Raw genomic sequence first — 26,407 nt, 5'->3', positions numbered from 1 at the left:
ACTGGTCGCGACATCGGGATGGCGATCACCTAACAGTTCTTGCCACAGTGCCAGCGCTTGTTTAAACAGTGATTCCGCTTCTTCGTATCTACCCTGTGAACGATACAGCGCTGCGAGGTTGTTGAGACTCATCGCGACATTGGGATGGCGATTACCAAACAGTTCTTGAAACAGCGCCACTGCTTGTTTAAGTAGTGGTTCCGCTTCTTCATATTTTCCTTGCGAATAGCACAGCAATGCGAGGTTGTTGATACTGGTCGCGACATCGGGATGGCGATCACCTAACAGTTCTTTGGTAGCTTTCAACCATCTTTGACATGGATCTTCCGCCAGTGCATAGATTCCTTGCCCTTCGTAAAACCACGCAATTCCTATAAATGCCCAAGACAAGTCTTCTTCAAGATGGAGAATATCACCCAGCATTTCGCGACTCAACAAATCTAAATGAGGAATAGCAGGAGCTACCCTTGCAATCAGATCTTGCGTTGGTGATTGGGGTATCTGTTTAGCAATTCTCAGCAAACTGGTTACAAATGCTTGCCGAAACTGACAATTTTCTTCTGCTTTCAATAGCTTGGCACGAAAGAACTCGCGGACTAGGGTATGAATCTTATAAAAGTCACATTCTTCATCAATTGGTTGAATTAAATGCAAACTGTCTAGCTGTCCTCTAGCCTCATTGAGTTCTGCTTCCGTAATTTCGGCATTTGCTCCAATTGCTTCCACCAACTCCCACAAAATCTCAACAGGAGCAAACAGTCCTAACAACATCGCCACTCTCTGAGAGCCAGTACTGATATCATCCCAACTCAGTTGGATTGCTGCTTCCACACCACGATGGGCATAAAACCTATGCTTGCGTTCCCGCGCAATTGATTCATCAGCTAGGTTTAACCTTTCTTGTAACTTGGCAAAAGTCAGAAAGCGATTTTTGCTTAGATATTCACCGATTAACTCTATACCCAAAGGCAAATAGCCCAGAGTTTCGCAAATCTCCTTGACGGTGACAAGTTCTTTATCTACCTTTGCCGCGCCAACTATTTTCCTTAACAGTTCCAGTGCTTTGCCCTCTGACAGCACATCCAGAGGCACAGACTCAAAACCCACATTCAATTCCCGTTCTCTCGTCGTCACCAACACCCGCACACGCGGATCGATGGGCATCGCCAGATCAGGAATGCTCTCCGCATTTGGCACATCATCAAGAATCACCAATAACTTGCCAGACTCAGGCAACCAGTTTTGCCAATACCATGCCGCTTGTTCGTCTAGGCTAGCTGACTGCATCGATTCGGGTAAGGCAAGATAAGGACTAGCCATAGTCACCAATGCCTGAGCCAATCCCATCTCTCGCAAGGACAACCAGTACCGCGCCACATATTCCTGTTGATAGCGAGTCGCATATTGCAGGGCAAGTTCGGTCTTACCGACACCACCCATACCCTCCACCGCACAGACGATGACACCCTGCCCCTCTTGCAGTGTTGCGTGAATTTCTGCAAGTTCTTCCTCTCGCCCTACAAAGTTTTTGGAACCCTGTCGCACGTTACTAGGAATTATCTTGGGAGCCTCTAACTTTGTCCGCGCCCCCGACTCAGACGGCTCTGGTCAACTATGATGATGCGTACCACCAAAATAGTTAGTATTTCCCAACCCTGTCTTAGTCTGATAGTTAGTACTCTGATCTCGATTGATTTGCGTCATACTGCTGTTATCTTCAAATTCACCAATATTAATCTCTTGATGAATTTCCGTAGCAAGTTGTTCGACCTCTTGAGCAAACTTAGGATCGTTATCCATCATCACTTGCAAATAAGCAGCGACTCGTTCCACATCTTCTTTTAAGACAGCATCTTCAGCTTTAGGATTTCCCTTAAACCGAGCAAGAATCTTTTGTTGCAAACTCGTAAGCAAAGGGGTGATTTTCGCGATCGCCCCCTCAGTCAATTTTTCGATTGTTTTTCCAAAAGCTTTGTCAAAAGCTAAAGCGGCTATACCTGCGGCTGTGAGCGTTACTGGATCTGCCATATAAAAATCTAAGAAATTTGTGATTTTTAGTATATCGCGATCGACAATTTACCTCAATCGCTCACGCATCATCTCCAGAAATTAAAGCGATCGCATAATCGATCGTGCGATCGCGATCGACCATCGCCCCCAGAGCATCAGCCTCATATCTCCCCTCAAAAACCTCACCCGCCGCCGCGTCTAACGCGATGTCATAGGCATCTTCTATCGTCTCGCGCAATTCAAAAGGTTCGCAATAATTCCCTTTAGCCTTACGCCGTTGATTAGTCCGCTGAATTTCTCTAACCGCATTTTTGATCGACAGATCCCACGACCTCGTAGTGCGATTTTCTGCCTGTTGTTTAATGAGATGGAGCAGCAAGACCTTGGCAAAGCTATAAATTTTATTCAGCTTGTCATCCTTACTCATCTCAGTCATCTCATCGACTAACAACAGAGCATCGGTGATATGCCCACCCATCAGCAAAGTCCGCAATTCTAGCAACTCTTCCATCCCTTCAGCCTCGCAGCCTAATCAATATATAGCCGTATTTCTATAACTTGGATGCCAATCATCATAACATTGCTGAATGAAATCCTAAATCTTCCCAATGTAAAATGGACTTTCTTAGATAGTCCTGCTCAACGGAATTCAAAAAAATGATTCGCGATCGCTATAGATAACTTTTCAAATAACTTTTAGATAACTTTTGAATGACTATCCACTAACTAAATACAGTTGATAAGGTAGTACAAATGGCTTAGAGTAAAAAGATGTCAAGCACTCAATATTAAGGCATCTAAAAACCCAATAAATTTGTAAAATCGCCATCCTAAAAGTCGGGATGCATTGGGGAGTTCTTTGCTTGATTTAGTTTTGTACAGTAGTCATAGTGCCGCTTTTAAGGGGTGTAACACCTTAAGTCATGTACTTTTAGTGCAGGGCTTTGGGCTAGTTTCGCTTGGGGAAATGGATATTGTACGAAAAACAATTTAAGTCTTGGCACCACTTGTTTTTCTTGTAAATCTATGAACACATTGAACGCCAATCCTAATGCAGAGTTCTCAACTATCTATGAAATGGTGGCTATTTGGGATAAAAAAACACCAGAAGCAACGGCTATACTTGCTCCGTCTCGAGATCCTCTGTCCTATGGAAGCTTGAAGATTCAGATCGATCGAACCATAGAGATACTCAGAAGAATGGGTGTGGGTAGAAGCGATCGCGTTGCCCTTGTGCTTCCAGAGAGTCCAGAAATGGCAGTTGCCTTCCTTGCTATTAGCTCTTGTGCGGTCAGCGCTCCCCTAAACCCTCGATTTACCCAAGCGGAATTCGAACGATATTTTACCACTTTTAAGATTAAGTTCCTGATTGTTAGAGAAGGGCTAAACCCCTCTGCTAGAGAGGCTGCTAAGGCTTGCCAACTTAAAATCATTGAACTAATTCCTTTAGAAGATCGAGATGCAGGCTGTTTTCTATTAGCTGGAGAAGCTAGTCAACCAGCACCTGAGCCGCATATTATAGAACCCAATGACCAAGCTCTGATTTTACATACATCGGGTACGACAGGACAGCCCAAAATAGTTCCACTGACCCATCTCAATCTCTGTAGCGCCGCAAGGAATATTCGCTTGGCATTGAACTTGCAACCGAGCGATCGCGGTCTGATCGTCATGCCTCTCATTTATAGTCATGGACTATTGGGAGCCTTATTGTCATCGATCGGTGCTGGTGCGAGTGTCGTTTCCACACCTGGGTTTAACCCAAATCACTTTTTTGATTGGCTAGAAGAGTTCCAACCGACTTGGTATACATCTGTCCCCACCTTGCATCAAGCCGCGATCGCTGCGGCAAAACAGCAAGATCGAGATCTGCGTCAGTGCTCGTTGCGATTAATCCGTTCATCTTCTGCTGCCATCTCTTCCGATTTGATTTATGAGTTAGAAAACACTTTTAGTGCAACCTTTACGCAAGCCTATGGATTGACAGAAGCTTATCAGATTGCCTGTCATTCCCTTCCACCACTTCAGAGCAAAGTTGGCTCGGTCGGTAGAGCCGTCAATACCAAAATTGCGATCGTGGATGAAACTGGTAACTTCTTACAGCCCCATCAAGCGGGAGAAATTGTCACGCAAGGAGCCAATGTCTTTAACGGCTATGAAGCAAATCCAACGGCAAATAGTCAAGGGTTTACAAATGGTTGGTTTAGGACAGGCGATCGGGGCTATCTGGATGAGGATGGTTATCTCTTTTTGATCGGTCGCATTAAGGAATTAATCAATCGCGGTAGTGAAAAAGTTGCTCCTAACGAAATAGACCAAGTGCTGTTAAAACATCCAAAGATTGCCCAAGCAGTGGCGTTTGCCGTACCCCATCCTCGCTTGGGTGAAGACATTGCCGCTGCCGTGGTTTTAAAGCCTTACATATCGGCTACAGTCGAAGAAATCCGAGAATTTGCCTCTACACAATTAGTCAGCTTTAAGGTTCCCAGTCAAATTGTATTCCTAGACGACCTTCCAAAGAGTACAAATGGAAAAGTCCAGCGAATTGGGCTAGCTCAAGTCTTGGCATCTCATCTCAAGCAGGAATTTGTAGCCCCCAAGACCTCCGTTGAGAAAACCTTAACCGCAATTTGGGTTGATGTGTTGGGCGTCGAACAGATTGGTATTGACGATAATTTCTTTGCTTTAGGAGGAGATTCGCTACAGGCAGTAGGCTTACTAACTCAAATTGAAAAAGCTTTTAATACCGTTTTGGCTCCTGACACCATCTTCAAAACGCTGACGATCGCAAATCTTGCCAATATTCTCGCGCAACAAGAAACATCAACCTTTGACACGCACTCTCTGCTCCTTGCGATCGAGCCAGATGGTAGTAAGCCCCCGTTGTTTGGAATTCATGATGTTTACGGCGGAGCCATGTGCTATCGCCAGTTTGCCAATCACTTAAGTTCCGATCAGCCCTTTTACGGTTTAGTCGCGCAGGGGTATAACAAACAAGAGCCACACCTAAGTACGGTAGAAGCCATGGCTGAACGCTATCTCGCCGAGATTCGGACAATTCAACCAGAGGGACCTTATTACCTGATGGGATATTCGTTTGGTGGACTTGTTGCCTTTGAGATTGCCCAACAACTACACCGAAATCATGAAGAGGTAGCGCTGTTGGCGTTATTTGATACCTTTGCCGAGGGCGATCGCCAGCCTTTTCGATTGCATCAAAAGGTTGCCCGTCACTTCCGTTATACGCTTCAGTTTGGCTTCCAATATTTATACGATCGCGTCGCTAAGTATTTTCAAAAATCTACTGCAATTGAGTTTATTGCCAATCCTTTACGAAACTCAGAGCTGATTGCGGCGCATCGAGAGGCGACGAAGATCTATAACCCATCGGTTTATTCGGGAAAAATCACCTTCTTTCAACCTACCGATCGCGAGGTTTACCAAGAATGGGCGATCGTGGCGCATTATAAATCTTGGAGCAAAAGGACTTCTGAACCACTGGAAATGTTTGATGTACCTGGATCTCATCCATTGATGTTTCAGGAACCCCATGTCGCAGCATTGGCAAAAGATTTTAATCTCTGTTTAGAGCGAGCCCAAAGCCGATATCGTCCAAAACTCTATGCCCATGTTTGATCGCAAAATATTGTTTGGGCTGTCAAACTCCATATAATTCGCCAAGAACAGTATTTTGGGCATCTAGTGCGATCGCACTAGATGCCCGATTCATAGGAATTTTAATGAAAATAAACTGGCGATCGCGGATAATTTTAAGACGTAACGAACAGAAACTCCGATAGGACTCGCGATAGAATATCTAGGTTCTAAGTAGATACCTATGCTAGATGCTTTTCTTCAGGGATTACTGGCAGCGTTGAGTTCGGGATTGGGTGCGTTGCTGGGCATTGTTTGGCAACCGAGCCGAGTCCTATCCGCCGCAATTATGGCATTTGGCAGTGGTACGTTACTGTCTGCGCTTGCCTTTGAAACCACCATTAGTGCTTATCGAGAAAGTGGCTTTTTACCCCTGTTGATCGGTTTTTTGATTGGTGGGGGGCTATTTATTGGTATTACCCGCTTTGTCGATGATAAAGGGGGCTTTTTGCGTAAAGCTTCTTCTCGCCGCCGCTATTTGTTTGAACACCGCCAAGAAGAAACGGGTGATGTGCTCGATCGCATTGCCCATGTCGAGGTGATGCAAAATTTGCCGCCTTCAGAAGCCCAAGCGATCGTACCTTTGCTGAAACCAATCACGGTCAAGGAAGGTGAAACCCTCTTTCATGAAGGCGATCAGGGGGATTCATTCTACATGATCATCCATGGTGAAGCTGAGGTGAAGAAAGGGGAAAAGGTGATGACGACCCTTGGCGCAGGGGAGGTATTTGGTGAAATGGCATTGCTGAACAGCGCACCGCGATCGGCCACAGTGGTGGCGAGTACAGATATGGATGTCTATCAACTCAAACAAGAGCATTTCGATGATGTGCTGTTGAAATCCCCCAGTATTTCCAATGCGCTCAGTCGAGCCCTAGCCAAGCGACTGCGATCGACGACGGCATCAAGAGCTGAGGCAGAGCAAAATTTAGACCTGTGGCGGCAGCAAGCGATCGATAGCGTGGAAATCGATCTCTCCCCTTCCGAAGAACAAAAAATGATTCAAGGGCTGGTGAAAAGTTCGGCTCCCTTGGCGATTTTGGTAGGGACGTTAATTGACGGCATTCCCGAATCCACGGTGATTGGGATGACGGCGCAACCAGGGCATGTGGGTTGGTCTTTTTTGATGGCAGTGTTTATTTCTAATTTCCCTGAAGCGCTCTCTAGCTCGATTGGCATGAAGCAAGCAGGCACAAAAAATCTTCGGATTATTTTGCTTTGGGCAGGTGTGATTGTACTGAGCGGACTCTGTGCGCTCTTGGGAAATATACTAGCAGCAAACACTTCCGAGCTAGTGGTGGCTCTCGCTCAGGCTGTGTCAGGTGGAGCCATTTTGGCAATGTTAGCCAGCACGATGATGCCCGAAGCCTACGAACTCGGCGGTGGTTCGGTAGCTTTCTCCACGATTATGGGCTTTTTAACGGGCTTCTTTATCTCTGCCCCCCACTTACCCCCAGTTACAGGTTTGTAGCGTCAATTGGCTCAAAACGAACGAGATCGCATCTAAAACAGAGGATTTCAGTAAATGATTATTACTGATACAATCGGTTTCAATGGTTGTGGAAAGTATAGAGCCACAACTTAATGGAATTACCAACTATGGAAGCTAGAAATTACAAAGAATTTTTAGAAACTTATTTAGAAATTCTGGAACAGATTACCCTTTCTTGTCAAGAAGACAATCCCAATAAGAAAGGATGTCTTGTAATTCAAGATGAATCCTACAGAGATGGTCATAGAGCTTCGGTTCAAGTTCATCGGACTGAGTCTAAATACATGAATCGATACTTTAAGCGATTAGCTTATTTACGAATTTCCGAGCATATATTCAACTTCCTACTCGATCAATTTCCGTACGAGTTGATTGAATCCAATTTTGAAGGTGGACGTCAAAGTTACTTGGCTATGAAAAAGAGACGAGATATGTTAGCAGATACCCTAACTCAACTAATTGGAAGCAATCCAAATGCAACATCGAGATTTATCCAGTTTTGTCAAAATCTGAAAGAGCTAAGAAATTTAGGTACTTTTCTTTAGAAAAGTGATTCTTCGGGTTTTGTTGTATCATTCAGTCAGATTTTCTAGAAGAATTGATAGACAAGGGCTCATCAATAAAGCTTTCATCCCATTGAGAATCTTGCTTGTGAAAGGGTTTGAGATATCCATATAACAAAGCCAAACAACATGAATGTACCTTTATTATTCGTTTTTACGCATTGCAATTAACTAATCTTTCTTGCCAGATGGGAACTCTGTTTGCAACTGCTGCATTAACCAATTCGAGACGGCTGTATTCGTTTCTGTGGCTAAGCGTTCGAGGGGTTTTTCTATCAGTGCGATCGCTAATCCCTTCAGTACCTGCGAAACTTCGATGGTCTCATACACACCCGCTACCCCCAAACCAAAGGCAAAGAAAAGAGCCGCATTCCCTTCACATCAATTACCCAATATTCCGCAATCCCTAAACTGGCGTAAAGTTGCTTTTGTTCGTCGAGATCTAAGTTGAGCGTGGTATCGGCGGAGATTATCATCGATCGACACCTCACAAGTCCGATTCAGTTATTTCAACTAGGCTCTGCGATAGCATCCTAGCAAGTTTCGATCTTAGTGCCGTATTTGCAACGTTGTAAATCTAAACACCATCAATCAACCAACGCTTATTCGACTGCAAAGGTAATCGCAACCACAGCCCGAATATCCTTATCGATAGAGGTTGTGTTGTACGAACCACTGTTGCTGACTTCCGTAGAATGTCGCGCCGTAATTTGGAACACATCGGTTTCCGCTTTACGAATTGTGCCAAGCCGACTACCAGAAACATTGACGATCGCATCGCCTCTAGCTTTAGCATCCTTTGTCGCCTCAGAAATCATATCTACGCGCAACTGGCTGAGTTGGGTATAGAGATATTCAGGTGGTTCAGAAGTAAAGGGAATCCCTTCGTTAATTAAATCTGTACTGGAACGGGCGATCGCAGTAATGTCATCAACGGCATTGGAACGAATCTCAAATCGTTGAACCAGTCGATAGGCTAGGGTTTTTCCAGTTTGGGCTCCGCTACTCGTGGTTTCAGGAATGGGTTGGGTATCGATCGCACTGATAGAAATCGCTGAGCTAGGGATATTTTTGCTTTTGAGATAAGTCTGTACTCGTTCTGTATGGCGTTTGAGTTCTTGGTATGCCTGAGACAATGTGGCTTGCTGGCTAGAAACGGAGCTACGCCAAACTACATAATCCGAACGAATTGGGCGGGTAGCAGAGCCTATCACGGTTAAAGTATCATTGGATCGCAGCGATCGCAGGGCATTGCCAGCTAGATATGCACTACCAAGAAGGGCGATCGACAGCGCGAGCATCCCACTAAATAGTTGCGGAAATTGAAAGGCTGGTTTGGCAGGCGAGGCATTGGGTTCTGTCAGCATAGTTTTGACGAAAATTCTTACTGCAACATTTGACGTAAACCTGCGTTGTTAGTTACAGGCTGCAATAAATCTCAACGATCGCGCCTATTCCATCTTTGTCTATTCATACCATTTTCACAAACCGCGCTACGCGCGGAACTCAAATCCAGATCTTTTGCAAATTTACTTGGAATTGGTATCGGTTAGATAAAGTGACAAAAGACGCTTACATCAAGTAAGGTATGTGAAATTTCGATTGCGCTAAGACATTCTACTGAAACAAGGAAAATCCTCATGTCTTCTCCAAAACGCTTTGACATGCAAACCTTTATGGTTCGATTTGGCTGCGGCTTTCTCATCGGTGGTCTTGTCGGTTTCTTTGGATCTATAAGCTATTCAGGATCGCCTTTGCTGGGCTTTTTAATCGGCGGCATCATTTGTGGTTTGCTAGCTTGGCGGTTAGGCGATCGCTTTTGGGCAAATTTTAGAAGTTGGATGGGGTGGCTATAAACCTACAGCAGTTTTTGAGCCCATTCACCACGAGACTGGGTCACAGGGCGTAGCCCCGCATTGGGTTTTGGATTTCTGCCTCTGGTGCTTTTGAAGCGAATTTGCTGTAAATTTTAAAATCTATATTTTTAAAATTTGATCGTGCGACGGTGGGCAGCGACGGACTCGACGATCCCGATCGCCATGAAATTGGCAATCATCGCCGACCGACCGTAACTCAACCAAGGCAACGGAATGCCCGTCACAGGCGCAACACCAATATTCATGCCGATGTTGACAAAGGTTTGAAACAAAATAAACGAAAATACGCCAATCGCAATTAAGGAACCAAAGTTATCTTTAGCGCTCACCGCGATCGCCAACAGCCGCCAACAAATTCCCAGAAACGTAATCAGCACAAACATACAACCGATAAAGCCAAACTCTTCGCCGATCGCCGAGAAAATAAAATCGGTATGCTGCTCAGGAATGAAGTTGAGCTGCGTCTGCGTCCCCTTCATCAAACCTTGTCCCCAGAGTTTCCCTGCCCCGATCGCAATCCGCGACTGAATCAAGTGATAGCCACCGCCTAAAGGATCTTGGCTAGGATCTAAAAACAGCAATAGCCTTTGCTTTTGATAATCATGCAGCAGCCCCCAGAGAATATGCCCCACCTGTGCGGCAACCAAGTTTACAACCACCGCCACGATCGTACTAATCGTGCGAATCCAAGGTAGAGAATACCAAGCCGTTACGCCCATCAATGCTACCCAACCAATCCATACAGGTACGTAAATCGTGAAAATAATTGCCGAAATAATCGGCGACCCTAGCAGCACTAGCCAACCTAAACTCGCACCCGCCCAATACAACATACCAATCGTAATTGCCGCAAATACAAGCGCTGTACCCAAATTTGGCTGTAAAAAGATCAAAATCCAAGGGGGAATCACCACCCACACCACTTTTAAAATATCCATAGGGTGCTGAATGGGGCGATTGTGCAGCACCGCCGCTAGTGAAATAATTACACCGACCTTGGCAAACTCGGAGGGCTGGAGATTAAAGCCACCAATACTCAGCCATCGTTCTGCGCCCAGCGCCGATGTGCCCACCAGCAGTACGGCAATGAGGGAAATGTTGGTAATGGCGTAGGTAATCCAGTGTAGGCGCAGTAGTCGATCGTAATGCGATCGCGCGATCGCCACCAAAATCCCCAACCCAATACCACCCATGACCCAATGCTGCCACCAGTTAGTCTGTTTGGCGTTAAAATCAGCACTGTAGATGGCAATACCACCCAAAATAGTTAGAAAAATCGGAAAAAGTAAGAGACCGAAATCGGCATCCCGCCATTCTCGCTTTAAGGTCTCTAGATCTGGAATTTGCCAACTATTTGCCAACATAGTATGTCGATCGCCCAACGAAATATCTGAGATGTGTAACTAATTATTAAGGCTACCATTTCTTTTAAGCGATGTGGGGATCGATCGATGCTTCCCAGAAGTCACTACAATTGAAAGGAAAAATTTTCTAAAAAACTATCTGTATGAGTCAGACCTACACAGTAAAGCTGAACCATCAAGGTCAAATTTACACGATCGCCGTACCTGAGTCCCAATCGATTTTAGACGCTGCCCACGAGCAAGGCGTAGACCTACCCTGCTCTTGCTACGCAGGCGTCTGTACGACCTGCGCGGCTCAGGTAATTTCTGGCGAAGTCGATCAAAGTAAAGGTATGGGCATAGGCGGCATGGGTGAAGCTTTAGATGCCAAAGGGTATGTTTTACTCTGCGTTTCCTACCCCAAATCAGATCTAGAAGTTGTCACCGAAAAAGAAGAAGAGGTATACGAGGTTCGCTTTGGACGCGGATCTTAACCGCCAATCTAGGGTTTTATGTCATTACGCTTAAGGTTTCTCTCAGCAGGCTTTCCTCATCACCAAATATTTCAGCATGGACTGAGTTTTTTGCTGGGGCTTTGTCTGAGCGTGCTTTGCCTGACTGCCTGCTCGTCCTCAGCACCAAGCCAGATTCGGATTGGGACTTACAATGTCGAGAATTTTGACGGGCAAGAGGCAGCAAAAGTTGAAACCCTCGCCAAAATTATCGATCGCAATTTTGATGCGATTGGCTTACAGGAGGTCAGTGCGATCGCTGCCGAAAAGCTCAAAACAGCCCTGAATAAATCTCACCGTTGGGAGTTTTTACTGGGTGAGTCAGGCAATAAGCAAAGAATTGCCCTGTTTTACCGCAGCGATCAGATCGCTGCCAACAAGGTAACGGAGTGGAATCGCGTGAATGTAACGGGAACCCTGCGATCGCCCCTAGTTACCTATCTCAAAGTTGGCAATGGCTTTGATTTCACCCTAGTAGTCGTGCATCAAAAGGGTAGTGGCGATAAGGGCGCAGATGAGATTCGTCAGCAACAAAGCGATGTGATGCGCGCTGAAGTGGATGCCTACGAGCGCAATACCCAATCCGATCCCGATTTAGTGGTTTTGGGTGACTTTAACAGTCCGACATGGGCAGCCCAAAATCGCGGATTGAAAGATGGACCCCTCCTATTTCTCACCCGCAGCCTTGAAACCGATGCTACCTATAACTGCCTGAAAAGACGTGGCATGCCTACCGATGCCAACGGTCGCCCCCGTTTCACAAATAAAGGGACTGGCTGCGCGATCGATCACATTGCCGTCTCTAAAGGCGCTAAAGGCGCAGAAGCTGAGTATTTGCCGCAATCGATTCAAATTCTCGATCCTGTCAAAGATTTGGGCTTTGCTAGCGATCGCGACTATTTCCAAAAGGTTTCCGATCATCTCCCCGTCAGAGCCATCTTTCGCTCGGACAAAAACGACGATTAGTCATGCAGGTCAGGCAATTCCAATAATCCTCATCTAGGCGTATCACCGCTCTACCTGCCCCACAGGATCTGAAATCTATAGATCCTTTTTTATTGTCTAAAATTGAGATTCAGTCAAGAACTTTGAACTAATTAAGGATACCCATGACGATCGCCCCCTTAAGCTGGCAAGAACTAGAAGCACTCACAGATTTTCAAGTCGATCCCGTCAATGGTCCCACCAATGCCCAAGCGCGGTTGCGTCTATTTGGTCATACCGAATCTGATGCGCGGGTGACGCTTTATCGTGACAACCATGCCTGGTGCCCCTACTGTCAGAAAATCTGGTTGTGGCTAGAAGAAAAGCAGATCCCCTATCGCATCGAAAAAGTCACGATGTTTTGCTATGGCGAAAAAGAAAGCTGGTACAAGCGCATTGTGCCATCGGGAATGCTCCCTGCGATCGCGCTAGACGGTCGCGTTATCAAGGAAAGCGATGATATTTTGATCGCCCTAGAACAGGTGTTTGGCATTTTGGGGCGCGGTATGGAAGACCCCACTGTGCTCCCCCTAAGACGACTAGAGCGATTGCTATTTCGAGCATGGTGCTCTTGGCTTTGCCAACCAACCCGATCGCTCAAAGAAGAGCAACGCCATCGCGACCAATTTATCGGCGTAGTTGAGATGGTTGAGAGTGCCCTAGGCAGCACCCCAGGTCCCTACTTTTTGGAAGAATTTGGGACTGCGGATGTCATCTTTACACCCTATGTCGAACGCATGAATGCCAGTCTTTACTACTACAAGGGCTATTCTCTCAGGGAAGAGAATCCTCGCTTGGCAGATTGGTTTGCCGCGATGGAAAGCCGATCCACCTATCGCGGCACGCAGAGCGATTTTCATACCCACGCCCACGATCTCCCCCCCCAAATGGGAGGCTGTTGGGAAAATGGCGAACCCCAAACGCTACTCAATAAGGAACGAGTGGATTGCGGTCCTTGGGATGGTCTGCCAGATGTGACTTACCCAGAGCCCGAAACCTCCCGAACTGAGGCATTGCAACGGATGCTCAAACATCGCACGAATATTATTCGCGTCAACCCCGCCGATGACCGCTTAGTTGATGAAGCTCTGCGCTGTGCACTAACCCTGATGATGACAGGCGAAGTCTGTATACCGCCAAAAGGTTCTGATATTGCTCTGCGCTATTTACGCGATCGCATCAGCGTACCCCGTGACATGTCGATCTATGCCGCCAAACGCCTAAGGGAAGCCTTGGAAAAAACGGCTGCTTTGGACGGTAATGGTCAGGGCACGCCCATTCCCGTCCAGCATCGGCGCGATCAAGATCCAGCGAACTTTGCGAGAACCCCTGCAAATTTGCCGTAAGTAGCGCCACGCACAAGTTAATTTCCTCCAACAGATCCATTGCCAATGAAGCCGCGTATATCCCACTAAGAAGCCCACACAACAAGGTTTGCACCGAGATCATGATGGAGTCGGTGCAACAGTGGCGATCGCAGGGCTTTCAATTTTAGTTATTAGGAGCGTCAACAATGGAGCGTCATCTTGGAGCATTTGAGCATTCATTTTGGTTGTATGACCAGGTTCATCCCCTACATTTTGCCCTCAGTGCCAAAATCCGTAACAAATTTAGTATCGATCGACTTCGCCAGTCCCTCACACGAGTTCAACAGCTGCACCCCCTGCTAAGAGTACGCATTGAGCTGGACAAGTCTGGACGACCCAAGTTTGTCGAGCAGAATGCTGAAATTCCCCTACGCGTACTTCTGCGAGAAGATGACCTACAGTGGCAGCGAGAGCTAGAAGTGGAAATGTCGAAATCCTTTGATTGGGCGATCGCTCCCCTAGCTAGAGTTGTACTGCTACAATCCGACATCTGCTCAGAGCTAATTGTGACCTGCCATCACTCGATCGCAGATGGAATGTCAGTTGCCTATTTAATTCGCGATATTGTGCAAGGATTAGAGTCCGATTTGCCAGTCGTTCGTTTACCCATGACAAGGGAGCTATCTGAGTCTTTCCCAATCGAATCCGTCGTGCCAAGCATGGACGAAAAATTGTCAGCACCCCCTGCAGGAACTCCTCAGCAGGAAGCCTTGTCATCTGGGTATAGTACGGAGGTGTCTACCCGTCCGCGTCCGCATATCCGCACTGCCCTGTTGTCCGCTGAGTTGACTTGGGCGTTAAACGATCGCTGCCGAGAGCAAAAAACGAGCGTGCATGGCGCGATCGCTGCCGCATTTTTACTCGCTCTCGCAGGTCAAAAGGGAGTTACATCGTCTCAGCTTAAATGTCTGTCACCGATTAACGTGCGATCGCATCTGATGCCAACTGTGGGGGAAGCCGTGGGACTGTATATCACCTATGGGCTGACCAACCACGAGTTGCCATTTGATTCAACCTTGTGGGAGATTGCCCGATCGTTCAAGTCCCAATTATCTGAGGCAATGATGCTACACCGATTATTTGAGGTCATCCCACCCCGCCAAGCCGCGATCGCCACGCTCCCCTCGGCACAAGTAATGGTACAGGGAATGCAGCAACAGTATGGCTACGATCTCTTGGTGACCAATCTAGGACGATTGAACCTAGAGCAACAGTTTGGCTCACTCCAAATCGAATCACTTTATGGTCCTGCTGTGATGGCTGGGATGGAACAAGAGCGGATTGTTGGGGTTGCCACCCTAGGCGATCGGCTATCTTTAACCGTTTCTTCTCCTGCGCATGTAACATCAAGCCTACAGGCAAGCTCGTTTTTGGCAGAAGCCCTACAATTTTTAAGCCATGCCGTTCCAGTTTCCAATTTCGCTTTGGTTTAGAAATACAAGTGAAACGCATCGTCTTTTGTGATGTTGAATCTGCTGCGCTCGCGTTTGCGCGTCCACCACTCATGCACTATTTAGCAGAACATCAAAAGCCATACTTTCCTTAGAGTGGCTTTATCGACCGCAACCAATTAGCAGCAAGGCTAAAGGGAGAAGGTTTTGACAGCGATCATTTTGCTCTGCTAGGCTGACTTAATCTGACTCAAAAATAGGTAAGCAAAACAGTGGATATTCATATTGGGCGTGGTAAAACGGCGCGGCGAGCCTATGGCATTGACGAAATCGCTTTAGTTCCAGGAAACATTACACTCGATCCCAATGTTGCTGATACATATTGGGAGATCGGTGGCATCAAGCGGGAGATCCCGATTATTGCCAGTGCCATGGATGGTGTTGTTGACGTTGAGATGGCAGTATTGCTATCGCAATTGGGTGCCCTTGGCGTCATTAACCTTGATGGCATCCAAACTCGCTATGAAGACACTGCGCCAATTCTCGATAAGATTGCCTCGGTTGGTGTGACCGAATTTGTCGGCTTGATGCAACAACTCTATGCCGAGCCAGTCAAACCAGAATTGATTCAGAAACGGATTCGCGAGATTAAGGCACGCGGCGCGATCGCCTGTGCCAGTAGCACCCCCGCCAATGCAGAAAAATACGGTCAACTCGCAGCAGAAGCAGGCTGTGACCTGTTCTTTCTTCAGTCTACGGTTGTTTCCACCACACATATCTCTGCGGAAGGCTTACAGTCTCTAAACTTAGAAGAGTTTTGCCGTAAGATGCCGATTCCTGTAGTGATGGGCAACTGCGTTACTTACGAAGTGACTTTACAACTGCTGAATGCTGGAGCCGCAGGTATTTTGGTTGGCATTGGACCTGGTGCTGCCTGTACTTCGAGAGGGGTGTTGGGCGTTGGGCTACCACAAGCAACGGCGATCGCCGACTGTGCGGCGGCTAGAAATGATTTTTACGACCAAACTGGGAAATACATTCCGATTATTGCCGATGGGGGCTTAATCACAGGTGGTGACATTTGTAAGTCGATCGCTTGTGGTGCTGACGGTGTGATGATTGGTTCGCCCTTCGCCAGAGCCCAAGAAGCTCCAGGGCGCGGTTTTCACTGGGGTATGGCAACACCTAGCCCTGTTTTACCTCGCGGTACGCGCATTCGTGTCGGCACAACAGGCTCGATCGAGCAAATTTTACGCGGACCTGCTGGCTTAGATGATGGTACGCATAATCTGCTGGGCGCACTCAAAACCAGTATGGGAACCTTGGGGGCAAAAAACCTCAAGGAAATGCAGCAAGTAGAAGTTGTAGTCGCACCATCTTTGCTCACGGAGGGCAAAGTCTATCAAAAGGCACAGCAGCTTGGTATGGGCAAGTAGCGTCAGTTCGGGATAAGTTAGGTGTAAGGGCGATGCATTCGTATAAATATGCTGCTAGCCCCTTAATCCATTGGCTAACCAAAATATGATGTTTTTGGGGGTGATATATATCACCCCTTCGTCTTCTAAAATTAGTAGTTAATCTTAAGATAGCTCTAACTTCTAAGTATTTTTACGCAGGAACTATACAACTTGCGGTAGAAGACGTTTCAAGGTAAAGAAAGTATAGTAGTTTACATAAAATTTTTGCTCTTTAGTAAATTTAATAAGCCGCTATGACATCCACAAAAACATCTCCTTTACGTGTTTTAGTGGTTGATGACCACGAGTTAACCAGATGTACGTTAAAGCTCGCCCTTTCGCGTCAGTCATATATTAAAGCTGTGGAAGTGGCAAGCAACGGCAAAGAAGCGATCGCCAAAGCTCAAAAGTGCAATCCTGACCTGATTGTGATGGATTTGCATATGCCAGTGATGGATGGATGGGCAGCCTCTAGTTATATTAAAAGTCAATATCCCGATATTAAAATTGTGGCTTACTCTGCGGCAGAGGGCGGTAAAGCTCGTGCTACGGAGAATGGTGCGACAATCGATGCGTTTTGTGACAAGGGTGCTTGTACCCTCAGCTTGTTAGAAACGATTAAGAATGTTGTTTAGGATTGTCTTGACATAAGCTTTAGGACATAAGCTTTAGGGATGACTGCGGAGCTACTTCTACCTCTTGTGAGTACCAACCTGAACTTCAATAGCTCAACACAATTTGTACCAGGTTGGTACTGGGCAATCCCTTCGCGATCGCTACCAGTGGGCAAAGTGAAAGCCGTAACACTGATGGGCAGAGATTTGGCAATTTATCGGGGCGCGAACGGTCAGACTGTAGCGATGGATGCCTATTGTCCGCACATGGGAGCACATCTTGCCGAGGGTAGGGTAGATGGTGATGACCTTCGCTGTTTTTTCCATAATTGGAAGTATGACGCGCAAGGAATCTGCTTAGATGTGCCCGCACTCGAAAAACCGCTACCCGTATGCGTAAAAATATGGCGAACTGCCGAGATCTATGGTTTGGTCTGGGTTTGGGTGGGAGAAGCAACACCACGCGCGCTGCCCTATGCGCCCGAATTAGAAGGAATCGACTTGGATTCTGTTTTGGGTTCTCGGTTTGTGAAAAACTGTCACCCCAATGTGTTGCTGATCAATGCGATCGATGCTCATCACTTCAACACAGTTCACAATCTTCCCTTAGAGATCGTGTTTGACAAATCAATCCTTCATGAAAACGCGATTGCATTTAACAATATCACGCAGGGAGGAAATGAATCGTGGCTGATTCGTTTGATTCGCCCTCTCTACCGCAATGCCGTCACCTACAGCATGTGCTACTGGTATGGCAGTACGGGAACTGTAACCTTGGGGCCTGATTTCCTGCACTTTTATATTATGTTTGCCCTGCGACCGATCGCGGGCAATAAAACCGAAGGGCAAACCATTTTGATGACCCCAAAGCGCGCTGGCTGCTTGGGGTGGGCGTTAAATCGCATATTACTGTGGTTAACGCAGCAGGTGGGTAATTACTTTGCAAAGGGCGATACGCAAGTGTTTCAAACCATTCAGTTCGATCTCAAAACTCCCACCTTCGCAGATCGATCCATTCTGCAATTCATGCAACATGTTAATCAGCAGAAAGCGATCGCATGGGCGACTTGGGAACCCGTTCCACAGGATGAGAGCGGCGATATTCCTCCCTTGCCATCACACAATGCCATTTCTGCCATTCTTGCTTTAGAGGATAGGGAAGTCCCATGAGCTTAGATCTTAGAATTGCTGGTCTGGACTTACCCCATGCCAAGGACGATCGCCCATTGCAAAGAATATTAGCGGCAGCACTAAAGGAGCGTGGCGATCGCGGGATTCACACCTCTGCCCAAGGAATTTACTGGAACGCGCCATTTTTCAATCTGGATCGAGTCAAATTATTCCAAGACGCAGATGACATAGAACAAATCACCATACTTCAGCTTGCCAATCAGAGCTTGCTAGAAGAAGCCTATTTCATTGAGAAAGCGGGAGTTGGCTACATGGCAAAGATGGTGCTGTTGGCAGAAACGGTGGAGGAGCGTATGCTATACGCACTATTTGCAGCGGATGAAGCCACCCATCTCAGTCAAATCGGACATTTTTTGCCAGTTCCAGAACCAGATAGTCGCGATCGTCCTTTTTTGCGCCTATTAGCAGATGTCGTGAATGGTGCGGACAAAGCCGTACTTCTCTTTGTCGTTCAGGTAGTCCTAGAAGGTTGGGGGATCGGTCACTACCGCCAATTAGCTAAAACCTGTGGCGATCGCAGGCTGTCCGATCTGTTTTCTAGCTTCCTCCATGCCGAAGCCCGTCACCATAGCACGGGTTTCACGCTGTTCGATCGAATGGCTCGATCCACAGCAAGTCACGCCGCGATTGCCGATGTGCTAGCAACATTTTTGCGGATGGTGCAGGTGGGGCCGCAAAGTGTGGTGGGAGCGATCGAGCAGGTTAAGGGACATCTGACGCGATCGCAGAAAATTCAAATCCTACAAGAATTAGGGACTGAAACCCACAGTGGCAAAAGACTACAATTGTTGCGATCGTTGATGCGAGGCGAAACCGCAGTTGGAATTGTGCAAGCTTTAGCAGAACGTGGTGCCTTTGAACCGCTACCGCCCGATCGATGCCTGTGAAGACAATTTGGGGAACAATCCTATGAACCAAGCCATCCAGAAACTTTCTGACAACGCCACCACCTATGGCAAACTTCAGATTAACTACAGGCGCAATCGGCAGCAAGATCGCACCGCCGCGATGGACGAAGCCGCGCAGTCTTTTTGCTATGACACTTGCAAAAATGAGTATTGGAATCCTGAAGAGTTCTCGCTCCTATACGGTACGCCTGTGTGGGAACAGGCAAGTCCATCGCAACGGCTGGTACTCAACCAACTTTATTGGGTAGCCTATTATTCCCAAATTATTTCCGCCGAAATTGCGACCATTTTTTTTAACCAGACCAGTGCCGCTGGACTTTACGCCCAAGAGGACTTTCGTTTAGTCTGCGACACCTTAGATTTAGAATCCTCTCAGGAACGCGCCCACATCCACGCTTTCCGCACCGTGTCTAGGGATGTGGAACGAGCGCTGTTTGGACGGCACCTTTTCACCTATCCGATGCGGGGACCATTCACCGAAACCATGGTCTATGCCGATACCACTGCCCTGAAAACCTGGTGGAAAAAGCTACAACTCCAATATTTCGGCTTAATTTCTGCCAACAATACCTTTCTCGCTTGCCAATATTTCACAGTGCGCGGCATTCGCACGCTGAATGGCAAATTGGTACAACACAAACTCAGCCAGTACTACCAAAAGCACCCCGACCCAGACAATGCTCCCATTCCTGCCAAAATTTCCTACTATCATTTTTTGGATGAGAGTTTTCACTTCAACAGTTCTACGATCCTGTCCCACGATATTGGAACTTGTCTGCCTCCGCCCACTGCGTTTGAAGCCCTCGTAGCCAATATGGGCGTGAAGGGCTGTCAGCGCGATCATTATCATTTCTCGGCAGCAATCAACGGCATCTTTTGGTACGACCCAGCCCTATATGCCAAGATTTATGAGGTATTGCGATCGCCGATCTTTAGCATGGAAGCTGCCGAAGCCAGAGCTATGATGCGACAATGTTTTACGGAGGAGACTCTCGGGTTACACCGCAGCTATCAAACCCACCAAGAAGCCATGCAATCCTACCGTGTTTATGTCGAACCCCTTGATTATCTCTGGAAAATTAATCGGGAAATGTCGTTAATGGCAGCCAATTCCATTCCCCAATATTTGGCAAGGCAACGCCAAGCTTTTCAGGTGTTTGAGCGACAGCACCAAGGTGTTGGCGATGTCTGATCTTTGCACAATTCACTTTCCGGGCACAAAATTCCCATCGATTACCCTAGCCCTCCAAGAAAACCTGTCGGAGCATCTGACGATTCAAAATTCCCCTGTGCTATTTGGTTGTCGGACTGGGATTTGCGGCACCTGCCTTGTGGAGATAACGGGCAAGATCCCTCCCCCCAAGCCAGAGGAATTAGAACTGCTAGACACCTTGGCTCCCCATCATGCCCATGCACGTTTAGCCTGTCAGATCGAACTCACTGCGGATCTGGAGATTCGCAAACTAGAGGGATGACAGGCATGGGATTCGAGGACTTTTGGTACATTGTCGCTTTAAGCGATCGCTTGCGCCCTAATACGGTACTAGCGCGGATAATTTTGGATGAATGGCTCGTGATATTTCGCGACAAGGATGGACAGGCAGTAGCATTGCGCGATCGCTGCTTGCACCGCCACAGTCGTTTATCTCAGGGACAAGTCTGTCAAGGCACTTTGCAATGTCCTTATCACGGCTGGGTGTACGATCGCGAGGGCAATGTCGTTGCTATACCCGCCGAGGGCACTGCGTTCAAACAGGAAAAATCCAGACAGGTAAAGCGGTACGACACCTGCGAGCAGGATGGCTATATCTACGTGCGCTTGAGCGCCACACCAAAGTCATCGCGCCCCTTTGCCATGCCGCACTATCGTGAAACAGGCTGGGAGACGGTGCGGACGATCAATCGTTTTGCCAATAATGTCACCAATTGTGTTGAGAACTTTATCGATATTCCTCACACTGCCTTTGTACATCCAGGCATCTTTCGCACAGCAAGGCAGCAGCAGCTAGCGATGCAGGTGGAACGACGGCAGGGGGCTGTACTGGTGGAATATCACCATGAAACCAATAATCTGGGCTGGTATACTCGATTTTTAAACGGACAGGGTGCGGAAATTAAACATCGGGATTGCTTTTATATGCCCAATATCACCTCTGTGGAATATATCTTAGGGCGCGATCGCCAACTCCTGATTACGAGTCAATCCATTCCCGAAACCGAACTCTCCACGCTGGTTTACACCGATGTTACCTACAACTATGGTCTTTGGAATCAACTGGCGCGTCCGCTGGTATGGTGGACGGCTCAGCGCATTATTCATCAAGACATTAAAATTTTGGGCATTCAGGGAGAAGCGATCGCCAAGTATGGCACGAAGTTTGCCCATACACCTGCGGATACCATTCATGTATTTGTGGAATCGATTCGGGCAGCGATCGCTCAGGGAAAAGATCCGCGTGAATTGCCAGATCGGTCAGTATCCGTGACATTTTGGGTTTAAGGGCATGTCCTACCTCATCCAATTTCCAGTTTTTGTAACGTTTTGGGGGCTGATGGCACTGACCTGGGCGAATCGAGTGGGGCGCACGCAAATCAAAACCAAAAGCGGCGAGGAATGGTTGCTAGATCTTGCGGGGTTGGCGATTCAGGGCGTTCTTATTCCGCTTTTACAGATAACGCTGCTGGCTCAGACCTATCAATGGCTATTACCGAGTCAATCGGGCTGCCTCATCGTGTCACCACTTTTGAGTTTCCTATTCAGTTTCGCTGTGGTTGACTATCTCTACTACTGGAACCATCGGCTGTTGCATAGTGCTACTCTGTGGCAGATCCACCAAGTACATCATACGGTTACCGATCTCGATGTTTTAGGGACTTCCCGCAACACCCTTTGGAGCAGCATCCTGATTGTTTATCTATGGGTAAACGCTTTGTCGATCTATCTGTTAGCCGATCCAACGGCATATCTCTTAGGCGTGAGTCTGACTTCAGCGCTAGACCTATGGCGACATAGCCGTTGTACGATCTCACCTGAAAGTTGGCTCTATCGCTACCTATCTCCTTGGCTAATTTTGCCCCAAGATCATGCTTGGCACCATCGTAGCGATGCTCCCAACTGTAACTATGGCGCAAATCTAAAACTCTGGGATCGGTGGCATAGAACCTATGCGGAAGGAACTGGTTCGCCATCCCTTGGCATGAAGACCGACTTAACCCCGATCCAAAAACTGCTGTTTCCCTTCCCATGACAATTCTCAGTAAGGTTCTCTTATTTTTTCCCAGCTTGGTCTTGCTTCTGGCGGGAGCTTCTCTGATCGGCATTATGCCCACCTCTGGGATACTTAGTGTTGTTTGCCTGCTATTTTCGCTCTATGGGTTCCCTCTGCTGGTATATCGCCTGCATCAGGCAGTTTATCCCGTACCCGAGGGCATTAGTTATTTGGTGGGTAAGGATTATAGCCCTTGGTGGGGCAGTCATCAGATTCAGGCAATTTATATTGCCATCCCCATATTGGAAGCAATACTAAGGTTGATTCCAGGTGTGTTTTCTGCTTGGTTGCGACTGTGGGGGGCACGGGTAGGGCGTAATGTCCACTGGACCCCAGGGCTAGAAATTGCCGATCGCGGACTCCTAGAGATTGGCGATCGCGTGGTGGTCGGACATCAGGTAGGCATCTATGCGCATATCATCAAACCACGCAAACAAAACTTGCTTCTGTTTGTTAAGAAAGTCAAAATTGGCAATGATGTCTTTTTGGGCGCAGGTTCGCACCTCAGCCCAGGCGTTGTCATTCCTGACCACACGTTTCTCCCCATGGCAACCAACCTTTATCCCAACCAACGAGTAAAGAATGCGCGGCTTGATTCAGCTATTTAAGCAATTTCTGAAACCCTCGGCAAGACGCTTCCATCAAGCCTTGGATTTTCCTGAATTGGCTCAGGCATCGGTGCAGCAGGTCATCTGCGATCGCTTAGTAGAGAGCGTCTATGGGCGATCGCTGGAAATTCGCTCGATCGCCGACTGGCAGAAAGTACCAATTATCAACTATGACGACCTCGAACCTTGGATTACCAGAACCCGTGCTGAGAAACCCTCCGCAGGTATACTCACCCCTGAATGCATCCTGTCTTTTGCCAAGACCTCTGGGAGTAGTGGTTCTTGTAAATGGATTCCCTATACGCGATCGCTGCAGCAATCCTTCAGCCAGATGTTTTGCGTGTGGGCGCAGGATCTGATCGAACATGGCCCGCGATTCTCGACAGGCAAGCTGTATGCCTGTATCTCACCTCAACTCATACCTCAAGATGATGCTAGCGCCAAAGTATCCGATCGCCTCTCTGGGCAGGACGATACCGATTATCTGGATGGTTGGCTGCAATGGTTTCTGCGTCCGTTTTTAGTCAGCCCAAAGCAAGGGCAGGAATTCCACGATCCGCAGGGATTTATGCGGCAACTTTGCCAAGCCCTCTTGCAAGCCGAGCGTTTGGAAACGATTTCGATCTGGAGTCCTAGCTTTTTGCAGGTGCATTTAAATTACATCCAAGCCCATCGCCGATCGCTATGGGAAGCATTACAGCAGCAGATGTCTCGCGATCGCCTGCAACTTCTCACCGAAACAGACATTCCTTGGACGCAACTCTGGTCAAATTTAAAGCTGATTTCCTGTTGGGACAGTGCCAATGCTGCCGATCGTGCCGAGGGGCTGCGATCGCAATTTCCCAACGTGTTGGTGCAGGGTAAAGGGTTACTAGCGACAGAAGCACCGATTACCATCCCCCTGATCGTGGCGCAGGGCTATGTCCCCGTTTTAAACGAAGTATTTTTTGAGTTTGAAGATGATACGGGAGCATTATGCCTGTTGCACGAACTCAGCATGGGTAAGACATACACGATCGTACTATCGCAAAAAGGCGGACTATACCGTTATCGTTTGGGCGATCGGGTGCGCGTGACGCACTGGTATCGCCAAACCCCCTGTTTGGAATTCTTGGGACGCAGTCATGCCACGAGCGATCTCGTAGGCGAAAAACTATCCGAGGGATTTGTGCAGAATGCCATGAAGCAGTTGAATTTACCCAGTTCTTGCTTTAAAAGTCTAGTTCCTGTGGCAGAACCTCCGCACTATCTATTGCTGCTAGATCGAGCAACGGATCACCCAGAGGCGATCGCATCACAATTAGATCGCGCACTATCGCAGTCCTATCAATACCATCAGGCAAGGCTATTGGGGCAACTGGAAGCGCCTCAAGTATCGATCTCTGACAAAATTCCCGAACTGCTGGCAATAGATCGAGCGATCGCGGGAAAGATTTGGGGTGGCATTAAACATCCCCTGCTGGCAACGACAGCGATCTGTCCAGAGTTACTGCGAAAACTACAAGCCATTGCTTGACGGCAAAACTAGCAGCAAGATTAACGGCAAGACCAATTAGAGGGTTCGAGGCGGTTTACATATTCCATATATCGAACGAGTGGAGCGTCAATACTGAGCAAAACATTGGGTTGAAACTGAATGTTGTCATAGATATTCCCGTCCTCGTCTCTGAGCATGTAGTAAGCCCAGCGCGTACAGAGCAGTAAGAACTGGCTCACCACCCAGCCCCATAGCCCTACACGTTTTGCCGTCACGAAAATCGGTTGAATCCGCGTTCTACCCACAGCAATAGGTGTGTAGGCAAAAATCATATGCAATGGCGGAAACAACCGCACATTTTTCATCATCGTCAGTAACCCCATACAGCCATCGGCATAACGCATGGAATATGCGTAGGTGGAACCCAGAACATAGATTCCTACTCGTTCTCGCCAAGTCGATTTGGGAAATATGCCCTGCATGGTAAAGTCCATTTGCGTTCCCCCTGCGCTTTGCTGTAGAGATAGTTCCATTTCAATATCTAGATGGTGAATTGTTTTCAAATGCTGGGCATCAATTCCATTCATCATGCAGATATGGTGATGACAACTACGCTCAAAGGGATTGTCGGCTTGTGTCGCGATCGCTTTGCCTTTCAGTTCGTCAAACTCTGCAATAGGCTCAGGGGCTTTTTCGTCAGGATAGACCCAGACAAATCCGTATTTTTCTGTGGTGGCATAGGCTTGCAAGCTGGTTTTGCTAGGAATCTCTGTCTGGCAGGGAATATTGCGACAATGACCCGATGCATCAAATGCCCAGTGATGAAAAGCACAACGAATCCAGTTACCCTCAACCTTACCAATCCCCAAGTCCGTACCTAAATGGGGGCAGTAGGCATTAAGGGCATGGGCATCGCCATCTTCACCTCGAAATACAACGATTTTCTGTCCGCAAATCTCTAAGGATTTCGCTTTTCCTTTAGGCAGATCGGCACTAGGGCAGGCAATATACCAACCTTTGGCAACGACATTCCAGTTATTAAAGATAAGCATAGCTGCATACGATCTGTGATTTCTGGCTTAGAGGCGTAGGATAGTAATGGTAGCGTAGATACGCAAAAAATTGGAGATTAACATGTGTAAATTCTCAATAGATTTCTTACCTAAAGAATATAGAGAAAATGAATATATTGGGCGGTTTGGTATGATAACGCTTGGCGATTTTTCTGAAAAATTTATCTCCTCTCTCTGTGATTGGAATGAGGAAAATTACACAAGGCATTGGATTAAATCAAGCGAAAGAATTTTATATGATTCCGATAGAACACTATTCATTACAAGTATAATTGACAGTCCTTTCACCTATCAATTGGATTGTTGGGTTGCATATAAAATTGGAGAAATAGCTTATATTCAAAATGAATTAATTATTCCAGAGACATACTTTATTCCCAATGGATTCAATTCGGGAGATCTTTACTCCTATATTAGAGACAGAGACATTTGTTTTGATGATAGCAATAAAATATCTGAGTGGGTTGTGCCTTTAAGATGGATTGAAGATTATTATTTGCTTTAGTTTGGACTAATCGGCAGCAAGGCAAGAGCAACAGAAAGGCACGAGAAAATAGAGCAAGAAATTGCAAAGGCTAAGTCAAGCTCAAACATGAAAAGAGAATTAGAAGCTAAAT

The 26,407-nt window shown here is 47.2% G+C and carries 25 protein-coding genes and 1 pseudogene; 19 read left to right on the top strand and 7 right to left on the bottom strand.

Translation table 11 applies throughout. The annotated features are described in order from the left end of the window. From ACP2WE_RS05000 to ACP2WE_RS04990, 3 genes are all read right to left on the bottom strand, one after another. The coding region (locus ACP2WE_RS05000; protein WP_425214493.1) for a tetratricopeptide repeat protein at positions 1 to 1,545 on the bottom strand (1,545 nt) is incomplete at its 3' end. 63 nt (positions 1,546 to 1,608) lie between these two features. Next, entirely contained in the window at positions 1,609 to 2,028 is a 420-nt protein-coding gene (locus ACP2WE_RS04995; protein WP_425214492.1) for a hypothetical protein, read from the bottom strand. A gap of 61 nt (positions 2,029 to 2,089) precedes the next feature. Then, entirely contained in the window at positions 2,090 to 2,521 is a 432-nt protein-coding gene (locus tag ACP2WE_RS04990; protein ID WP_425214491.1) for a DUF29 family protein, read from the bottom strand. Between the two features lie 515 nt (positions 2,522 to 3,036). On the opposite strand from ACP2WE_RS04990, the gene ACP2WE_RS04985 reads away from it, so the two are divergent. From ACP2WE_RS04985 to ACP2WE_RS04975, 3 genes are all read left to right on the top strand, one after another. Then, a complete protein-coding gene (locus ACP2WE_RS04985) occupies positions 3,037 to 5,646 on the top strand; it encodes an AMP-binding protein (RefSeq protein WP_425214490.1) in 2,610 nt (869 codons plus the stop codon). A 202-nt stretch (positions 5,647 to 5,848) separates the two neighbouring features. Further along, positions 5,849 to 7,135, top strand: coding sequence for a cyclic nucleotide-binding domain-containing protein (locus ACP2WE_RS04980; protein ID WP_425214489.1), 1,287 nt, complete (start codon positions 5,849 to 5,851; stop codon positions 7,133 to 7,135). 113 nt (positions 7,136 to 7,248) lie between these two features. After that, entirely contained in the window at positions 7,249 to 7,701 is a 453-nt protein-coding gene (locus tag ACP2WE_RS04975) for a hypothetical protein (RefSeq protein WP_425214488.1), read from the top strand. A gap of 189 nt (positions 7,702 to 7,890) precedes the next feature. Here ACP2WE_RS04975 and ACP2WE_RS04970 read toward each other — a convergent pair. Both ACP2WE_RS04970 and ACP2WE_RS04965 read right to left on the bottom strand, forming a co-directional pair. Next, a pseudogene (locus ACP2WE_RS04970) lies at positions 7,891 to 8,183 on the bottom strand (Uma2 family endonuclease); the annotation flags it as partial. A 138-nt stretch (positions 8,184 to 8,321) separates the two neighbouring features. Then, on the bottom strand, positions 8,322 to 9,086 hold the full coding sequence (locus ACP2WE_RS04965; protein WP_425214487.1) for an SIMPL domain-containing protein: 765 nt from the start codon (positions 9,084 to 9,086) through the stop codon (positions 8,322 to 8,324). A 273-nt stretch (positions 9,087 to 9,359) separates the two neighbouring features. On the opposite strand from ACP2WE_RS04965, the gene ACP2WE_RS04960 reads away from it, so the two are divergent. Beyond that, complete coding sequence (locus ACP2WE_RS04960; RefSeq protein ID WP_425214486.1) at positions 9,360 to 9,575, top strand: hypothetical protein; 216 nt, start codon at positions 9,360 to 9,362, stop codon at positions 9,573 to 9,575. A gap of 128 nt (positions 9,576 to 9,703) precedes the next feature. Here ACP2WE_RS04960 and rodA read toward each other — a convergent pair whose 3' ends face one another. Next, the gene (rodA, locus tag ACP2WE_RS04955) at positions 9,704 to 10,960 is read right to left on the bottom strand and encodes a rod shape-determining protein RodA (RefSeq protein WP_425214485.1); all 1,257 of its coding nucleotides are present in this window, start codon (positions 10,958 to 10,960) and stop codon (positions 9,704 to 9,706) included. 143 nt (positions 10,961 to 11,103) lie between these two features. Here rodA and ACP2WE_RS04950 point away from each other — a divergent pair, with 143 nt between their 5' ends. The 14 genes from ACP2WE_RS04950 (at position 11,104) to ACP2WE_RS04885 (ending at position 24,756) form a co-directional block, all read left to right on the top strand. Further along, positions 11,104 to 11,433 (top strand): 2Fe-2S iron-sulfur cluster-binding protein, encoded by a 330-nt coding sequence (locus ACP2WE_RS04950; RefSeq protein ID WP_425214484.1) that lies wholly within the window; start codon positions 11,104 to 11,106, stop codon positions 11,431 to 11,433. An 18-nt stretch (positions 11,434 to 11,451) separates the two neighbouring features. Beyond that, the gene (locus ACP2WE_RS04945) at positions 11,452 to 12,417 is read left to right on the top strand and encodes an endonuclease/exonuclease/phosphatase family protein (RefSeq protein WP_425214483.1); all 966 of its coding nucleotides are present in this window, start codon (positions 11,452 to 11,454) and stop codon (positions 12,415 to 12,417) included. A gap of 143 nt (positions 12,418 to 12,560) precedes the next feature. Further along, positions 12,561 to 13,781 carry a glutathione S-transferase family protein gene (locus ACP2WE_RS04940; RefSeq protein ID WP_425214482.1) on the top strand — a complete coding sequence of 407 codons (1,221 nt, stop codon included), beginning with the start codon at positions 12,561 to 12,563 and terminating at the stop codon, positions 13,779 to 13,781. Positions 13,782 to 13,948: 167 nt separating this feature from the next. Beyond that, the gene (locus tag ACP2WE_RS04935) at positions 13,949 to 15,235 is read left to right on the top strand and encodes a condensation domain-containing protein (protein WP_425214481.1); all 1,287 of its coding nucleotides are present in this window, start codon (positions 13,949 to 13,951) and stop codon (positions 15,233 to 15,235) included. A 230-nt stretch (positions 15,236 to 15,465) separates the two neighbouring features. After that, entirely contained in the window at positions 15,466 to 16,629 is a 1,164-nt protein-coding gene (locus ACP2WE_RS04930) for a GuaB3 family IMP dehydrogenase-related protein (protein ID WP_425214480.1), read from the top strand. 275 nt (positions 16,630 to 16,904) lie between these two features. Further along, positions 16,905 to 17,285 (top strand): response regulator, encoded by a 381-nt coding sequence (locus tag ACP2WE_RS04925; RefSeq protein ID WP_330482453.1) that lies wholly within the window; start codon positions 16,905 to 16,907, stop codon positions 17,283 to 17,285. Between the two features lie 39 nt (positions 17,286 to 17,324). Further along, positions 17,325 to 18,434 carry an aromatic ring-hydroxylating dioxygenase subunit alpha gene (locus ACP2WE_RS04920; protein WP_425214479.1) on the top strand — a complete coding sequence of 370 codons (1,110 nt, stop codon included), beginning with the start codon at positions 17,325 to 17,327 and terminating at the stop codon, positions 18,432 to 18,434. Continuing rightward, positions 18,431 to 19,342: a ferritin-like domain-containing protein gene (locus tag ACP2WE_RS04915; RefSeq protein ID WP_425214478.1), complete on the top strand. Its 912-nt coding sequence runs from the start codon at positions 18,431 to 18,433 to the stop codon at positions 19,340 to 19,342. The genes ACP2WE_RS04920 and ACP2WE_RS04915 overlap by 4 nt, the downstream gene beginning before the upstream one ends. 22 nt (positions 19,343 to 19,364) lie before the next feature. Next, positions 19,365 to 20,555, top strand: a complete 1,191-nt coding sequence (locus tag ACP2WE_RS04910; RefSeq protein WP_425214685.1) for a P-aminobenzoate N-oxygenase AurF — start codon at positions 19,365 to 19,367, stop codon at positions 20,553 to 20,555. Then, positions 20,548 to 20,838 (top strand): 2Fe-2S iron-sulfur cluster binding domain-containing protein, encoded by a 291-nt coding sequence (locus tag ACP2WE_RS04905; RefSeq protein ID WP_425214477.1) that lies wholly within the window; start codon positions 20,548 to 20,550, stop codon positions 20,836 to 20,838. The genes ACP2WE_RS04910 and ACP2WE_RS04905 overlap by 8 nt, the downstream gene beginning before the upstream one ends. A gap of 5 nt (positions 20,839 to 20,843) precedes the next feature. Further along, a complete protein-coding gene (locus ACP2WE_RS04900) occupies positions 20,844 to 21,863 on the top strand; it encodes an aromatic ring-hydroxylating dioxygenase subunit alpha (protein WP_425214476.1) in 1,020 nt (339 codons plus the stop codon). A 4-nt stretch (positions 21,864 to 21,867) separates the two neighbouring features. Then, positions 21,868 to 22,611 (top strand): sterol desaturase family protein, encoded by a 744-nt coding sequence (locus ACP2WE_RS04895; RefSeq protein ID WP_425214475.1) that lies wholly within the window; start codon positions 21,868 to 21,870, stop codon positions 22,609 to 22,611. Beyond that, entirely contained in the window at positions 22,608 to 23,240 is a 633-nt protein-coding gene (locus ACP2WE_RS04890; RefSeq protein ID WP_425214474.1) for an acyltransferase, read from the top strand. The genes ACP2WE_RS04895 and ACP2WE_RS04890 overlap by 4 nt, the downstream gene beginning before the upstream one ends. Further along, positions 23,215 to 24,756 (top strand): GH3 family acyl-acid amido synthetase, encoded by a 1,542-nt coding sequence (locus ACP2WE_RS04885; RefSeq protein ID WP_425214473.1) that lies wholly within the window; start codon positions 23,215 to 23,217, stop codon positions 24,754 to 24,756. The genes ACP2WE_RS04890 and ACP2WE_RS04885 overlap by 26 nt, the downstream gene beginning before the upstream one ends. 20 nt (positions 24,757 to 24,776) lie before the next feature. Here the strand turns inward: ACP2WE_RS04885 and ACP2WE_RS04880 are convergent, their stop codons facing one another. Next, positions 24,777 to 25,769, bottom strand: a complete 993-nt coding sequence (locus tag ACP2WE_RS04880; RefSeq protein ID WP_425214472.1) for a Rieske 2Fe-2S domain-containing protein — start codon at positions 25,767 to 25,769, stop codon at positions 24,777 to 24,779. An 82-nt stretch (positions 25,770 to 25,851) separates the two neighbouring features. Here ACP2WE_RS04880 and ACP2WE_RS04875 point away from each other — a divergent pair, with 82 nt between their 5' ends. Further along, positions 25,852 to 26,295 carry a hypothetical protein gene (locus ACP2WE_RS04875; protein ID WP_425214471.1) on the top strand — a complete coding sequence of 148 codons (444 nt, stop codon included), beginning with the start codon at positions 25,852 to 25,854 and terminating at the stop codon, positions 26,293 to 26,295. Positions 26,296 to 26,407: the final 112 nt, after the last annotated feature.

The organism is Tumidithrix helvetica PCC 7403 (genome assembly GCF_965232925.1).
GTDB lineage: Bacteria > Cyanobacteriota > Cyanobacteriia > Pseudanabaenales > Pseudanabaenaceae > Tumidithrix > Tumidithrix helvetica.
Note: the sequence above shows the minus strand (reverse complement) of the source record. Positions and strands in the feature narration are given on the sequence as shown.

Excerpts from the sequence above, each read along its gene's own strand:
- ACP2WE_RS04995 (WP_425214492.1), bottom strand. The coding sequence starts at position 2,028 with ATGGCAGATCCAGTAACGCTCACAGCCGCAGGTATAGCCGCTTTAGCT.
- ACP2WE_RS04990 (WP_425214491.1), bottom strand. The coding sequence starts at position 2,521 with ATGGAAGAGTTGCTAGAATTGCGGACTTTGCTGATGGGTGGGCATATC.
- ACP2WE_RS04985 (WP_425214490.1), top strand. The coding sequence starts at position 3,037 with ATGAACACATTGAACGCCAATCCTAATGCAGAGTTCTCAACTATCTAT.
- ACP2WE_RS04980 (WP_425214489.1), top strand. The coding sequence starts at position 5,849 with ATGCTAGATGCTTTTCTTCAGGGATTACTGGCAGCGTTGAGTTCGGGA.
- ACP2WE_RS04975 (WP_425214488.1), top strand. The coding sequence starts at position 7,249 with ATGGAATTACCAACTATGGAAGCTAGAAATTACAAAGAATTTTTAGAA.
- ACP2WE_RS04965 (WP_425214487.1), bottom strand. The coding sequence starts at position 9,086 with ATGCTGACAGAACCCAATGCCTCGCCTGCCAAACCAGCCTTTCAATTT.
- ACP2WE_RS04960 (WP_425214486.1), top strand. The coding sequence starts at position 9,360 with ATGTCTTCTCCAAAACGCTTTGACATGCAAACCTTTATGGTTCGATTT.
- rodA (WP_425214485.1), bottom strand. The coding sequence starts at position 10,960 with ATGTTGGCAAATAGTTGGCAAATTCCAGATCTAGAGACCTTAAAGCGA.
- ACP2WE_RS04950 (WP_425214484.1), top strand. The coding sequence starts at position 11,104 with ATGAGTCAGACCTACACAGTAAAGCTGAACCATCAAGGTCAAATTTAC.
- ACP2WE_RS04945 (WP_425214483.1), top strand. The coding sequence starts at position 11,452 with ATGTCATTACGCTTAAGGTTTCTCTCAGCAGGCTTTCCTCATCACCAA.
- ACP2WE_RS04940 (WP_425214482.1), top strand. The coding sequence starts at position 12,561 with ATGACGATCGCCCCCTTAAGCTGGCAAGAACTAGAAGCACTCACAGAT.
- ACP2WE_RS04935 (WP_425214481.1), top strand. The coding sequence starts at position 13,949 with ATGGAGCGTCATCTTGGAGCATTTGAGCATTCATTTTGGTTGTATGAC.
- ACP2WE_RS04925 (WP_330482453.1), top strand. The coding sequence starts at position 16,905 with ATGACATCCACAAAAACATCTCCTTTACGTGTTTTAGTGGTTGATGAC.
- ACP2WE_RS04920 (WP_425214479.1), top strand. The coding sequence starts at position 17,325 with ATGACTGCGGAGCTACTTCTACCTCTTGTGAGTACCAACCTGAACTTC.
- ACP2WE_RS04915 (WP_425214478.1), top strand. The coding sequence starts at position 18,431 with ATGAGCTTAGATCTTAGAATTGCTGGTCTGGACTTACCCCATGCCAAG.
- ACP2WE_RS04910 (WP_425214685.1), top strand. The coding sequence starts at position 19,365 with ATGAACCAAGCCATCCAGAAACTTTCTGACAACGCCACCACCTATGGC.
- ACP2WE_RS04905 (WP_425214477.1), top strand. The coding sequence starts at position 20,548 with ATGTCTGATCTTTGCACAATTCACTTTCCGGGCACAAAATTCCCATCG.
- ACP2WE_RS04900 (WP_425214476.1), top strand. The coding sequence starts at position 20,844 with ATGGGATTCGAGGACTTTTGGTACATTGTCGCTTTAAGCGATCGCTTG.
- ACP2WE_RS04895 (WP_425214475.1), top strand. The coding sequence starts at position 21,868 with ATGTCCTACCTCATCCAATTTCCAGTTTTTGTAACGTTTTGGGGGCTG.
- ACP2WE_RS04890 (WP_425214474.1), top strand. The coding sequence starts at position 22,608 with ATGACAATTCTCAGTAAGGTTCTCTTATTTTTTCCCAGCTTGGTCTTG.
- ACP2WE_RS04885 (WP_425214473.1), top strand. The coding sequence starts at position 23,215 with ATGCGCGGCTTGATTCAGCTATTTAAGCAATTTCTGAAACCCTCGGCA.
- ACP2WE_RS04880 (WP_425214472.1), bottom strand. The coding sequence starts at position 25,769 with ATGCTTATCTTTAATAACTGGAATGTCGTTGCCAAAGGTTGGTATATT.
- ACP2WE_RS04875 (WP_425214471.1), top strand. The coding sequence starts at position 25,852 with ATGTGTAAATTCTCAATAGATTTCTTACCTAAAGAATATAGAGAAAAT.